Below are 15,197 nucleotides of genomic sequence, written 5' to 3' on the forward strand. Positions count from 1 at the left end.
GGTTCTGCGCAGCCCATGCCGGGCTTGGCGCCTTGATGCCTCAGCCTGACAGTCCTGTTCTGCTCAGGCTTCCGCCTGAAAAACATCATCCAGGGACTCCGCGTCCAGCAGGCGCAGGCTCCAGGCCATCAACTGCTGCGAACCAGCCTGCTCCAGCATCTGGCGATATCGGCTGGAGCAACGGCCATATTTATGCCGGATCTGCCGGATCAGAATATCCTTCTGCGCCTTGAGCCGGCCTTCGCTGCGGCCTTCCCGCAAGCCTTGAACCCGGCCTTGTAACAAGCCTTTCTGCAGCCCCTGCGCCTCCCACTGGTGAAGCCAGGAACCGGAATGATCGTCGAGCATGGTACGCACGTCCTTTAAATGAAAATGATGGGGAAAGTCCACCTTGGGCAAGCAGCGCGGCAGGATGACTTGATTGATCCAGGCCGCCATGTCGCGCTGCAAGGCCGGTTCGGAACATACATCCATGAAAGTCTGCAGCAAGCCGCTGACGTGGGCCAGCCCCTGGTTATGCTGGATCCGGCAGAGCAGGCCAAACAGGTTCGACTCCTGCAAGAATCCGTTCAAAGCATGTTTTTTAAAGTCGACAAGCAAGAAACCTTGCCGCGGAATGTGGCGCTTCAGCCACGGGTGAAAAGGCGCCTGGAACAGACGCTGCACGGCGCGCACGCCATGCCAAGGCCGCGCCCCGCTGTACAGCACCAAAGAAACCAGAATGGGCAGGCCTTGAGCGGCCCGCTGCCGCCGGCTGGCCGCCTGCAGCTGCAATCCGCCATAGGTATATGTGCGCAGCGCCATGCAGGCATCAGGCCGGGACTGCTGCTCGATGGCAATCAGCACATGGCCTTGCAATGGCTCCTGAATCGGCACGCTCCACACCAGGTCCGCCTGCCTGAGCTGCAAGGCGGGCCCGACATAAACCGGCGACACCAGTTCGGCGCGTCCGACATCCAGACGCCCCAGCACATCCGCGGGCACGACGGCAAGCAACAGATCGCGCAGCAAAATGCGATGACTGAACAACAAACGATAGCTGGCGTCCAGCAGAGACATGGCGGCGCACCTGGCATGATGAACATCCGGACAGCATGCCCGACTGCTTCCGGCAACAGAACGGGCGGGCGAACTTTCGTCCATCGTCAAAATTACGCAGTTATTCCTCCTGCTGCCTGCCCGGAGAGGCTGACATGCGCCGTCCCGCTCAGCCCGAATATGACAGCTGTCACATTCCAGTCCAAAAAAACAGCTGAAAAAACAGGCATTTCGGGATTTTTAATTTCGCCATGCGGAAAGCGGTAACGACTCCACAGGAGCTCATGGGGCCGCTGCTTCGGCTCCTGGGAATACCACGTCGGATCAAGGGTTTGAGTTCAATGACCGCCAAGCCCATATTATTCGTAAGCGTATGATTATCCTGATTTTTTTCTTCAAATCTTCATATTGCCGTAGCCTGCCTGTCATGCCCGGCCCGCATACTGCATGGGCAGCACGGATGCTTCCAGGCCGGCAAGAAAAGGATGCAGGCAGTCCAACAATAAGCAAACGCCCTAACGGCCTCTTTCGCTGAACCAGGCGGCTCCAGGAGCCAGTTCGCTAACGCCTGGTTCAGCATTTTTTCTCCTGCCCGCCGCGCATGCAGTCAGGGGAACCCTGCGTCCGCATCCAGGGCATGCCCATGCCCGAGCACGCCTTTCCCCTGACGGACCTGTCGCCGCGGACCGCATGCCCGCCGACACATCCACAGCCCCCAAACACGCCTTCCAACATGCCAGCCCGCCGATATCGCCGACTTCGGCAAAAAACGTCGGTTTTCAGCATCAAAAATTTCACGGTTACTTAAAATCGGGATTTTTTATAAAGTTAATTTCAATACACCTCATTCATTCTCAAAAAACCCTTTCATAAGCCCCTCAGAAAAAGCTTTAAGCAAAAATAAAATATCAACAAAATACTTTGAAAATCAATAGTTTATTTGATTTTTTTAAACTATGAATCAATTCATTTTTAACCAATAAAAAATGACGAATCGGGATTTAAAAAAATCGTAATCAGGAAAATCCGTTCATACAGATTTAATATTCAAGCCCCACAATGACGCCATCGACTCCACATCGTCGATAACAGCCAGAAGATGATTTCACCCGGATACCTGTTTTCATGCACTGCGCTGTTCTTGTTCTTTAGCAGGTCCTTCATGAACCAGGCGCCACTCGGGCGCGCAACGTCCCTCCCGCGCCTGGTTCTGCTTTTTTTCTATCAGCTCCTTCTTATCGAGGTTTGACATGAAAAAGTTCGCTAAAGCTACATCCATGGGCCTTCTGGCCGCCAGCATTCTGGCTGCCGCCGGTGCTGCCAACGCCAACGCCATCGTCGGCGGCGGCGCTACTCTGCCAGAACTGCTGTACGGTGACGTTTTCTCGACCGTGCTGAACCCTGACGCAACCGTCAATACCTACGGCTACACCGGCGTGGGCAGCGGCAACGGCAAGAAAGCCTTCTTCGGCAACGACGCTTCCTTCTTGGGCGGCGCCGGTCCCGTCCATTTTGCCGGCAGCGACTCGCGCGTCAGCGTCGCGGAGCAAGTGGCTTACAACAACGCCGAAACCGCCCGCGGCACCGCCAAATGGGGCGCTTTCATCCAGATTCCGGCCGTTGCTACCTCGGTTCTGCTGCCTTACAAGCACACGAACGCCACCTCTGGCGTTACTGTCGCCGACCTGAACCTGACGACCGAACAGATCTGCAAGATCTACTCGCGTCAAATCACCACGTGGAATCAAGTCAATACGGCTTACGGTACTGACCCCATCAAGGTCATCTACCGCGAAGACAATAGCGGCACTACCGAACTGCTGGCCGACTTCCTGAAGGCAGGCTGCGCTCCCCACGGCATCACCTTCACCGTGTCGAACGACTTCAAAGCCGTGGTTGCCTCCGCTGGCGTGGACGCTGCTGCCTTGAAGGCCGCAGGCACCTGGGTGTCGGGCACGGGCAGCAGCGGCGTCAAAGCTGCTGTGGCTGCCAATAGCAACGTTCTGGCCTACCTGAGCCCCGATCCCGACTTTACCAATAGCAACAACGGCGTTGTTTCGCGTATCAACGGCTTCCTGCCTGTGAACGCCAACATCCAGACGGCGCTGAACAGCATCACCATCCCCGCCACTGGCGTAGCATCCAACCCCCGCAACTGGGTTCCCGCCTACACGCTGCCTGCCACCGGCTACCCCATCTTCGGTACCACCAACTTCCTGGTTGGCCAGTGCTATGCCACGGCTGCCAAGAAAGACGGCGTACGCCATCTGCTGTCGCGCTTCTACGGTGACGGCAGCGCCGACAGCGCCACGATCGCCACCCAGATTGTCGATCACAACTTCATCGAACTGCCCACGTCGTGGAAAGACGCCATCAAAACCAATTTCCTGGCCGCCTCCGGCAGCCTGGCCATTGGTGATGCCAGCGTTTGCAACGGCATTGGTCGCCCCTAAGCCCATGGCTTAACTCCGCTTGCTAGTTCGCTAAAACTCCGCCGGACAGGTGCAAGCCTGCCCGGCGGCCCACGTTCCACCTCCCCGATTCCTGCATTTTCCTGCCCTGGCTGACTGTCATGACTTTGCCCCGCCCTGCCCGCTCCAAGAATCTGGCCGCTACCCTGCTGTCTCCCTCGCGCCTGTCGCAAGCCCTGGCCCTGGCCTTGCTGGGCGTCAGCCTGCAACCGACCATCGCACACGCCCAGGTCAAAAGCGCCTGGTTCGCTACCAGCGGCGGCCAGGCCACCACACAAGTGCGCCAACGGGCGCTGCCCCTGCAAGGCATGGCCGGCCCCGATACCGCGGCCCAGCAAATGCAGTCGCGCCAGAAGCTGCAGCACTCGCTGGACAACGTCAACCGCGTAGCCAACGCCATCGCGGCTCAACAAGCGGCACAGAACGCCGCCCGCCTGGCGGCCCAGCAGCAGGCCGGCGGCGTGGCCGAAGGCCTGGCGGCGGGCGGCCTGGAAGTGGCCACGGGCGCGCAGGCCCACTGGCAAGGCGCCAAGGCGCCGGTGCATACGCAGGAAAATGGCCATCATACGGTGGCGATTGAGCAGACCGAATCCAAAGCCATTCTGAACTGGAACCGCTTCGACGTGGGCCGCAATACCACGGTGCAATTCCAGCAAAAGGCCAGCGACGCCGTGCTGAACCGCGTCGTGGGCGCGCAGGCCGCCCCCAGCCAGATCCAGGGCGCCATCAAGGGCGATGGCACCGTCATGGTGGTGAACCAGAACGGCGTGGTGTTTTCCGGCAGCAGTCAGGTCAATGTGCGCAATCTGGTAGCGGCCGCCGCGAACATCACCAATGAACAATTCCTGAAAGGCGGCCTGTACGTCAATGAACAAGGCTCCCTGCCCACCTTTACCGATGCCCTGGGCAAAGTGGACGTCCAGGCCGGCGCGCAGATCCAGACCCATGCGCCGGGCCGTTCCACCGACGGCGGCGGCTATGTGCTGCTGATGGGGCAGGAAGTCCACAATGCGGGCCAGATCCACACGCCCAAGGGGCAGACCGCCCTGGCCGCCGGCGACACCTTTTACATACGCAAGGGCCAGGGTACAGACGGCAACGCCCAATCCACCACGCGCGGCAACGAAGTCGTTGCGCACCGCAAGGCCGACAGCCAGGCCGGCCTGGTCGCCAACAGCGGCCTGATCAGCGCGGCCACCGGCGACATCACCCTGACCGGGCACGACGTGCGCCAGGCCGGCGTGCTGGTCAGCACCACGTCCACCAGCCAGCGCGGCACCATCCACTTGTCCACCCGTCGCAGCGATGCGGACGGGCGCGTCACGCTGGAATCGGGCAGCACGACTGCCATTCTGGTGGATGCCGATTCGCCCACCGCGCTGGATGGCCAGCGCGAGGCCCTGATGAACAGCACGGGGTATGGCGCCAGCACTGCCATCTTCGATAACCTGGGCCAGACACCCAGCCCCAATGCCTTGTCGCGCATCGACATCGTCAGCGGCAAGACCGTGGACTTCCAGGGCAACTCCCTGATCCTGGCCACCGGCGGCGAAATCACCACCCACGCCGAACACCGAACCCTGCTGCGCAGCGGCGCCGAACTGGACGTGGCCGGCCAGGTGGGCGTGCGGGTCGCCATGGACAGCAACCAATTGCTGATCAACGCCCAGGGCAATGAACAGCGCGACGCGCCCATCAACCGCGACAGCAAGAACCTGAACAATAAAGACATCTGGGTGGACCGCCGTCTGCTGGTCTTCGTGCCCAAGGGCACGCAAGGCTACGAATCCGACCGCTGGTACACGGCCGGCGGTCTGCTGGAAGCCAGCGGCTACCTGAATACCGCCCCGCACAGCATAGGCGAATGGCTGGCCCAGGGCGGAACGATTACCGCCACCGGCAAGGACTTCGTGTCGGAAGCCGGATCCCGCCTGAACCTGTCCGGCGGCACGCTGGATGTGCAGTCCGGCAAGATTACCCTGACCTGGCTGCGCGGCGAAGACGGCCGGCTGTACGAAGCCAGCCGCGCCCCCGGCGACTTGCTGTACCAAGGCGTATACCAAGGCTGGGAAGCCCTGCACCCGCGCTGGGGCGAACAGGCCACGCGCACCTTCCACAACCCCTTGATCGGCCCGCGCACCCGCTTCGAACCCGGCTACACCGTAGGCCGGGACGCGGGCAAACTGATCGTCGCGACACAAAATGCTCTGCTGGATGGGGACTTGATTGGGAAAGTCTACCAAGGCCCGCGCCAGATCCAGGCCGCGCAAGCGGGTCTGGACGGCTACCTGCAGTCCCAGGCCGCTGTCGCGCGGCGAGCGGGCTTATCTATCGGATTCCCGTCCAAAGACATACTGCCTATATTCAAGCAAATCCAAGTACAAGAAAAAAACCAAAGCATCCAGGCCGACCTGGACGAGCAAGTCAGCGAAGACCGCCAATCCGTCCTGACCTTGACCGGCGATTGGCTGAAACGCAGCAGCCTGGGCAAGCTGGAGCTGCGGGCGCAACACGTCATTACTCTGGACCAGAAGCTGGAACTGGCGCCGGGCGCGGAACTGACCCTGTTCGCGCCTTCCATTGACATCAATGCGGACATCATCGCCCCATCCGGCGCCATTTCCGCCGGCTTACTGGGCGGCAATCCCGCCGGCAGCGGCCTGCCCGCCGACATCGAGCGCGGCCTGCGCGTGGCGGATGGCGTCAGCATCAGCGCCGCCGGCCTGCTGACCGACGCCCGCCGGAATTCCTATCAGTCCGACCAGCAAGCCTATATCGACGGCGGCCGCATCACGCTGGAAACGCCGGACTCCATACGCCTGGGTCAAGACAGCCTGCTGGACGTCAGCGCCGGCGCCTATGTGCGCGACATCGATAAGTGGCAGGGCGGCAAGGGCGGCTCCGTCCGCATCGCCGCCGGCCACCTGAGCGCTGAACACTCTACGGCACACTTGGAACTGCTGGGCCATATCCGCGGCTATGGCTACACGGGCGCCGGCACCCTGGACATCGATTCGCGCGCAGCCCTGTCCATAGGCGGCGATCTGCAGATGGAAAACGGCTGGCTGCAGGCTGGCGAGCGCGCCAATGGCGACTTGATTCTGCTGAATGACTATGAGGTTAAAGCGGGGGAAGTTCTTCCTGTTCCGTATGCAGTAGAGCGGACGCACACGATACCGGGAGAATATATTTCCCATGACCCCGCGGCGAGGAAATATGTTCTAGCCGACGAATACGTCACTCTTCAAGCGGATTGGCTGATCGGCTCCGACTATGGTCGAGTCAGTCTTCGAATTGAAGGAAGCCCAACTACTATTTGGCACGGTCCGACAGACCCTTCTTTCATTCTTCCTAAAGGAACCAGGGTCCTTATACGTGAAATTTCGCACTATTATGTTGATCCCGCAGTGTTCCCCGACGGTTTGAGGTTTCTTGTCCCTAAGAAAGACTTCCTGTCTATAGGTGCGGTAGCTCCTGCAGACTTCGTCGTCTCCAAAGGCACACTGTTACCGACCGGAGCCCTGCTCGCCCGTCCCGCACAAACGGCCAAGACCAGCAACATCGACCTGGCCCCCTTCAACACCGGCTTCGCCCAGTACCAGCTACGCGGACAGAACGGCGTCTATATTCCCCGAAACGTCCAGATCGATCTTCACCGGCCCATTCAGCACCTGAACTTTGTCGGCGCCAACGGCCAATCCCAGGTTCAAGCCGGCACGATACTGCCCGCGCTGTTTCAAGTATCGTCCGACGGGCGGACAGTACAGCAACGCGCCGGCGCCAGCCTGAGCCTGACTTCCGGATCCACACTGTCCGAATGGGCGGCGGGTGAGCCACGCAGCCTGATCCTGGAGCAAGGCTCCAGCCTGCGGGTCGATCCCGGCCAGGCCATCCGGCTGAACAGCACCGGCGACTTGTGGGCGCTGGGCGCTTTGCATGCGCCGGGCGGAACCCTGCGTCTTATGGGCGCGCGCGAACTCTCAGTTACGGGAAACATCCACTCCAACAAAGCCGACAAGCAGGCCCACCAGCGCCGCATCCTGATCGGCGAACACGCCGTTCTGGATGCCTCCGCCGCTGCCTGGACGGGGCAGAACAAGCTGGGCCACACCCTGGGCGTTGTCAGCCGGGGCGGGGACATCATCATAGGCGGAGAGTTTCTGGACGACACCACCAGCGCCCCCGGCTCCGACGCTTTTGTCGTGCTGCGGCCCGGCAGCCGCCTGGATGCCTCGGGCGCGGAAATCCACATCGATCCCGACGGGCGCGGCGCCTATGCCCTGGCCAGTCATGGCGGCTCCATTACGCTGGGTTCGTCCGCGGGCTTGAGCCTGCACGGTTCCATGACGGCCAAGGCGGGCAATGCCGCCGCCCAGGGCGGTCGCTTGAACGTATTGCTGGACGCGCCCAACTACGAAGCGGCCAATATCCACAAGGACGTGCTGGCGCCCAGGGAACTGCTGGTACTGAACCAACAAGCCGCCTATACGCCCGATGCAACCTTGCGCTACGGCCGGGCCAGCCTGGGCCTGGATCAGATCGACGCCGGCGGCTTCGATGACTTGCTGCTCTACAGCGGCGGGCTGCTGGGCTTTACGGACAACACCCGCTTGGCCGTCAACGGCCAACTGCATCTGGTATCCGGCATTCTGGGGCTGAGCGCCGAAGCGCCGCAAGATTCACACATCGAATTGTCAGCCCAGTACCTAAGGCTGGCCGGCCTGAGTGATCTGACCTTGGCGGATCACCACAAACGTCCTACCTTCAGCAGCGTCTCCATGACGCCGCCGATAGGCACAACACGCCTGACGGCGACAGTGGAACATCTGGACATACAGAACATCGTAAACCTGGGCGGCACGGCCGGCATTTTTCCCACCGTAGGCCCTGACGTCAATCTGACCTACAACGGATTTGCCAATACAGACATTATGTCCAGCGGCGACATTCGCTTCCTGAAACAGACCGCGACCGGCACACCGCTCAGCCGGATCGTCGGCGATACAAACCTGACACTGCAGGCGCGCCAACTCTATCCGGACGTGGATGCCCACGGCGGGCTGCAAAGCAATCAATCCCTGACCATTCTGCGCACGCCCGGTTCCACTCCCTATGCGCCCTATTCCCTGGGCGAACTGACCTTCACCGCGCCGCGCATTCAACAGAGTGGCGTCGTGCTGGCGCCCGGCGGCCAGATCACTTTCAGGGCGCAACGCGTTATTAATGGGGGCGGCCTGCACTTTGAAGCCGGAGACTCGTCCATCGACTTCGGCCCTGGCAGCATTACCTCCATCAGCATGGCCGGATTGCGCCTGCCCTACGGCGGCACCGTGGATGGGCTGGACTATCTGTATCACGGCGCCTTGATTCGCGAATTGGCCAAAAACTTCGTGTTGGACCCGTCCAAGTCCATGCGCCTGTCGGCGCACGACATCAAGGTGCAGGAAGGCGCGGTGCTGGATTTGAGCGGCGGCGGCGACTTGCTGGGGGCGGGCTTTGTGGCCGGACGCGGCGGCTCCGTGGATGCGCGCCTGTATCCGCTGATTCAAGTGAATCGGCGCGGCGGCGGCTTCACCCTGCCCTCCTTGAAAACCAATCCCGTCTACGCCATCGTGCCCGGCCATCAGGCGCCGTACGCACCCGGCGGAAAAGGCGAAGGTGCGGTCGCGCCCGGCCTGGGCCAGCAAATCACCTTGGAACACGGGCTGCCCGGACTGCCCGCCGGCACCTATACGCTGTTGCCGTCCAGCTATGCGCTGCTGCCCGGCGCGTTCCGGGTGGAACTGAACGGAGCCCAGGCCCAGGCGCCTGGCTACACCGCTCCGGGACTGCTGCGCAACGGTTCCTGGGCCGTGCAGGGCGCAGTCCACAGCCATCAGGCAGCGCCCCAGGCCGGCTTGATGCAGCCCATGATCATCAGCAGCGCCGACACGGTGCGCCGTTACAGCCAATACAACGAGACCAGCTTCAGCGACTTCGCGCGGCAACACGCGGCGCGCAGCGGCAACCCGCGCTTGCCGACGCCGGAAGATGGCAAGCAGTTGATTGTGGACCTGAGCGCCGAGGGCGGTTCTGTGATCAAGCCAAGCCCCGCTCGCTCCTTCAGCTTCAAGGGAGAAGCGAAGTTCGGGGCGGCTCCCCGGGGATACACCGGCACGGCCGCCATCAAGAGCTCATCGGGTCATCTGCACGTCGTGTCCAGCCTGGACCAGCCAGGCCTGCCGGCGGATGCCGCCCGGGTCGATGCCGCCAGCCTGAACCGGTTGCAAGCCGGACGCCTGGCCTTAGGCCAGGAATCCAGGATCTCGGAAAACCGTTTGATATTCTATACGCCTGGCGGTATTACAGAAGGCTTGACCATTCATTCGGGCACTTACCTGACCGCCCCTGAAATCGTGCTGGCCGCCACGGCCATGACGCTGGAACCCGGTGCGGTGCTCAGCACCCTGGGCCAAGGCTCCGCCCCGCTGGGACTGGAGCAAGGCTATTACACCCAGGGACACAACTTCGTGTTGCTGTCCAATAATCAGCATTTGGCTCAAAACGTCAATACGTCTACTGTCGGTTCTATCCAGATCGGTATCTGCACCACGGCGTCTTGCGACGGCGCCGCCCGGCTTTATTCCGAAGCAAGCCTGACCATCGGCACCAACGGCTCCCTGGAGCTGGGTGAACAAGTCCGCTACGGCGCCCGCCACCTGAGCCTGGCCACCAGCAACATAAACGTGGGCAGCGAGCACGCTCTGGACGCCGCCCGCGCCCAGGGCATGCTGCCCGCGGGCCTGACGCTGAACCAGGGCATTCTGGACCGTCTGCTGCAAGGCGACACGTCCTGGGGCGCGCCGGCGCTGGAGCAGCTCAGCCTGACCGCCGGCCAGTCCCTGAACTTCTGGGGCAATGTGGCCCTGGACACCACGGACCCGGCCACGGGCCTCAGCCGCATGGAACGCCTGGTGCTGCGCACGCCCGCCATCTACGGCGCCGGCCAGGCGGGCGAACAGGCCTATCTGCGCACGGGCGACCTGTACTGGACCGGCCTGATGCAAGCCGCGCCCGCCCCCGTGCTGGGCGGCGCCGGGCACGGCCAGGGCACACTGCGCATCGATGCCGAGCAATTCATCCTGGGCTATGACCCGTTCAGCCGGCCCAACAATACCGACCGGCCCGAGCGCCTGACGCTGGGCTTCGATACGGTGGACGTGACCGCCCGCCGCGCCTTTACCGCCAGCCACGAAGGCAGCCTGAAGGTCTACCGGCGCTGGACCGGCGAAGACCAGAACGGCTCTGTGTACGACGGCGGCCATCTGCTCATCCGGACGCCCTTGCTGACCGGCCGCTCCGGCTCGGCCTCGCACATCACGGCGGGGGGCGCCCTGCGCGTGCAGGGCCTGCCCGGCGCCACCGCCGATCCATCCCTGGCCGGCATGGGTTCGGAAATCCGCCTGGCCGCCCAGGAGATCGAAGTGGACACGCAGGTCGTGCTGCCCAGCGGCCAGTTCCAGGCCCATGCGCAACAGGATCTGATCCTGGGGCCGCAAGCCAGCCTGAACCTGGCGGGCAAGACCACGACCTTCTTTGACGACGACGAAGCCACCCAGTACAGCTGGGGCGGCGACGTGACCCTGGCCTCCCGGCATGGTGATGTGATCCTGGACGCCCAGTCCCTGATCGACGTGTCCGCCGTCAACAATCACGCCGGCTACCTGACGGTGCAAGCGCCGGAAGGCCGCGTGGCGCTGGAAGGACGTGTACTGGGCGGGGCTTCCGGCCAGTATGACGCGGGCGGCACCTGGGTGCCCTACCGCCCCGCCCAACTGGAACTGCTGGCCAAACACTTGGGGCTGACGGGTACGCTGTCCGAACAATTCGTACTGCTGAACCAGCGCCTGGACCAGGGTGAAGTCTGGGGCGCGCGCCAGTTCCAGTTCGGCGAAGGCGATCTGCACATTGCCGACGCCATGCGCGCCGGCCAGATCGGCATCGCCCTGGATAAGGGGCATCTGACGGTAGACAGCCTGCTGGACGCCAGCGGCGCACAGGTAGGCCAAATCCGCCTGAATGCCAAACACGGCTTGACGCTGACTGGCCGCGCCGTACTGGATGCCCATGGCCGCCTGCTGCGCGTGGACAGCTATGGCCAGGTCATTCACAGCCCCAACCGGGCCGTGGTGGAACTGAACAGCGGTCAGGGCAAGTTGACCTTGAACCGTGGCGCACGCATTGACTTGCGCCACGGCACCGATACGCCCGAACGCGACCCTGAAGCGCGCGGCAGCCTGTGGTTGTACGCGCCGCGCCTGGATGCGGTGGACTCCGGCCGCATGGCCGTGCAGGCCGATGCCGGGCTGGACATTGCCGGTGCGCGCCAGATCGTGCTGCATGCCGTGCAACAGTATTTCGATGCACCTGCGGGCACCGACGCCGCCGCCAGCGGCCGTCCGTACCAGGTCATCACCCAAGGCTGGCTGGATGACAGGCACGCGGAAAGCACGCGCTTCATCGACCATGCCCTGGCCAATACCGGCCTGATCCAGAACCAGTTGGCCGGCCTGACCGCCTACCGCGACGCCTTTCACCTGCGTCCCGCGGTGGAAATCCTGAGCGCCACGCCCGATGGCGACCTGGTCGTACAAGGCGACCTGGACTTGTCCAAATACCGCTACAACAGCCTGAACCCGCATAGCCCCCTGACCGCCATCTACGGTTCGGGGGAAGCAGGCGCCCTGGCCATCCGGGCCGGCGGCGATCTGGCCATTTACGGCAGCATCAACGACGGCTTTGCGCCGCCGCCCGCCACGCCCGATGACGACGGCTGGGTATTGGTGCCCGGCAAGCAGCCCTTCGGCGGCGATGTGATCGTGCCCATTGCCGGCGTCAAGCTGGAGGCCGGCACGCAATACCCGGCCGGACGGGCGCTGAACTTCGATCTGCCCGCCGGCAATGTGACGCTGCCCGCCGGTACGCGCCTGCCCGTCGACGTGACCCTGGATGCGGCCTACACCCTGCCCGCCGGCAGCGTGTTCCGCGCCGACGTGCATGCGCCGGACGGCAGCCTGTTGCTGCCCGCCGGCGCCCCCGTGCCCGAAGGCGGTCTGGCCTTGCAGCAAGGCGCCAAGCTGGGCGCCGGCCTGCACCTGCCTGCCAGCCTTACTGTGCAGAACATCACCTGGCCCAAGGGCGTCACCCTGCCCGTGGCCATGAATCAGGCCGGCCAGATCAGCCTGCCGGTCGGAGCATTGCTGCCGGCGGACACGGATATCAAGTTGGCCGACGGCCTGTTCCGCGTGCCTCTGCGCCCGCTGGACGGCGACCGCCAGGCCTACAACTGGGCGCTGGCGCCCATGCTGCCCAGCGGCTCGCAATCCTGGAACATACGGCTGGTGGCCGGCGCAGACACCGCCGCCGCCGACCCGCGCAGCCTGCGCGGCGACGCCACCCACGGCAGCCTGGTATTGGGCGACACGCATTACGGCATGGAAAAGGAATACAAGGCGGCTGGAGTCTGGGTATGGGCGCCCGACAACTGGATGGGCGAACCGGCCGGACAAGCTGTGCCTGCAGAATCCCTGGAATATTGCGAAATGGACCCAAGCCTGTGTGTCCTTCAAGCCCCCCCGCCCCAGTACGTCTGGGCGGAAGGCAACTGGATGGGCGAACCGGCCGGAGAAGCTGTGCCCGAAGAATCCCTGGAATATTGCGAAATCGACCCAACTCTGTGCACATACGTTGATACAGGTAAAAAAGAATTGGCCGGCGTCCACGCTCGCCAGCCTAACCTGAGCGTATTGCGCACCGGTACGGCAGACCTGGAACTGGCTGTCCGTCATGACCTTTCCATGCGCAGCCCTTATGGCATCTACACGGCAGGTACGCCGGTTCTGCTCGGAAACGGAATGGACAAGCACTATGACGCCGATCGCGCCATTACCGAGGGCGGCAAGGTGCTGGGCAACACAGCCGGCGACTATGAAAATCTGGTCAGCGGAAACAACAGGATCAGTCAGAATTGGTACCCGGACTTTGGCGGCAATCTATCGCTGCGAATCCAAGGCGATCTTGCCGGCGATGCCTGGGCGGCCACTCCTCCTGCCTCGGGCACGCCCATCAATAGCACGGACGTCCATAACTGGCTGTGGACGCAAGGCAACGACGGCGCGGATACCTCCCGCATCCCCACCGCATGGGCCCTTCATTTTGGCGACTATGTCGTCAATCACGATGTGCCGGCAACTCTCAAGCGATGGCCGCGCCAAGTGGGGTTCAGCGGTTTGGGCACGCTGGGCGGGGGCAATGCGCTTGTTCAGGTCGGCGGCCGAACGGGCATAACAAGCATACGCGCGCAAAGTGAGCCTCGCAGCGAGGGCTTGACCATTGCCATCGCCAGCAATGGCCGCGCCCTGCCAGATGGCCGCGTCCTGATTCAAGGAGGAGGCGATTTGCGCTTGCGCCTGTCCGGCGGATGGAACCCCGAACTCGACGCCCTGCAGAAACGATCCTCGCTGCCCTTCAACGCCCATGCCTTGCTCGGCGGCATCGTTAATTTACGCGGCCAGATCCAACTTTCCGCCGGGCAGATTGGACTGATGAAGCAATATTATGAAAGCAATCAAAGAGATAGCCGGGACAGCCGGCCTCACAACCCCTATCAATCCTCCAAAACCCAATCGGTAGGCGGTCTTGTACTGACTTTGGGAGACGCTGCGGCGGATCTTCAAAGCCAGCGCAATCTGGTCTTGTCCGCCGTTGCGGACGCTACCAGGCCATCGGCGCCTTACTCTAGGGCTGACTCTCGCGGCCAGGGGCAGGCCTGGTTCAGCTTGTGGACGGATCATACCGCTGCGCGCGCCTGGTCAGCCGGATCCCATTTGACCGGCGACACGCGCATTTCAGAAGAACTGAACCCCGACGGAAGCCATGCGCTGAGCCCCCATCGGCCAAGCGATGGCGCCTTTACCTTGCCAGGCTCGGTTTCTCTGATCGCGACGGAAGGCAATATTTACCAGGGCACGTCCATGACCCGGTTCACCTCGCCTCTGGAGGCTCCCTTGCTGCTGGCGCCCTTAGGCCCACGCCAATTGACCATATTGGCCGGTGGATCCTACTTTGGCGGCGGACAGATCATCGCCTCCTCGGGCGCGGACAGCCAGAGCGTTTCGACCTTCCTGCGTCCCAGCTATCGTGTCCACAGTGCTGGAAATCCCATTGGGCGTAATACGCCAGAGGAAACCTCTTTCTTCACCGGCGATGCACTGCATGCATGGTCACTCAACACCATACGGAACGAGGTCAATTACCGTCCCCATCCTTCGACCTCTACCCGGGTCTATAGCCGCGATGGGGACATCGTCGGTCTTTGGCTGGGCGCTCAAATCAAGCACGTCCTAGGAGACTACATGGGCACTGCAGCCTGGTATTGGAGCAGCGGCGCCGCTCAAATCCGAGCAGGGCAGGACATTATCTGGACTGGACAAAGAAAGGACGAAGAACCTAGATATCTCCCTGTCATATATGGCTCTTCACCGACGGGGAGCCTCATCCAGCACACCCACCCCAACGACGTCTCCACCATCATCGCCGGGCGCGATATCCGCTACCTGAACCTGAACGTGGCCGGGCCGGGCACGGTGTAAATTACCGCCGGGCGCAACATCATCCAGGAAGACAAGGCCGGCATCGTCAGCCTGGGGC

At 62.6% G+C, this 15,197-nt stretch carries 3 protein-coding genes; 2 read left to right on the forward strand and 1 reads right to left on the reverse strand.

Annotated elements, in window-relative coordinates; translation table 11 throughout:
* Window positions 1-63: 63 nt before the first annotated feature.
* Complete coding sequence (locus ACWPWO_RS12095; protein WP_454006805.1) at window positions 64-1,059, reverse strand: Rpn family recombination-promoting nuclease/putative transposase; 996 nt, start codon at window positions 1,057-1,059, stop codon at window positions 64-66.
* Window positions 1,060-2,288: 1,229 nt separating this feature from the next.
* Between ACWPWO_RS12095 and ACWPWO_RS12100 the strand changes: the two genes are divergently transcribed.
* Window positions 2,289-3,491 (forward strand): substrate-binding domain-containing protein, encoded by a 1,203-nt coding sequence (locus tag ACWPWO_RS12100; RefSeq protein WP_454006806.1) that lies wholly within the window; start codon window positions 2,289-2,291, stop codon window positions 3,489-3,491.
* A gap of 119 nt (window positions 3,492-3,610) precedes the next feature.
* Window positions 3,611-15,139, forward strand: coding sequence for a two-partner secretion domain-containing protein (locus ACWPWO_RS12105; protein WP_454006807.1), 11,529 nt, complete (start codon window positions 3,611-3,613; stop codon window positions 15,137-15,139).
* Window positions 15,140-15,197: the final 58 nt, after the last annotated feature.

It is taken from the genome of Alcaligenes sp. Marseille-Q7550 (genome assembly GCF_965112015.1).

Bases quoted from the DNA above. Each gene is read 5' to 3' on its own strand.
- ACWPWO_RS12095 (WP_454006805.1), bottom strand. From the start codon at position 1,059: ATGTCTCTGCTGGACGCCAGCTATCGTTTGTTGTTCAGTCATCGCATT.
- ACWPWO_RS12100 (WP_454006806.1), top strand. From the start codon at position 2,289: ATGAAAAAGTTCGCTAAAGCTACATCCATGGGCCTTCTGGCCGCCAGC.
- ACWPWO_RS12105 (WP_454006807.1), top strand. From the start codon at position 3,611: ATGACTTTGCCCCGCCCTGCCCGCTCCAAGAATCTGGCCGCTACCCTG.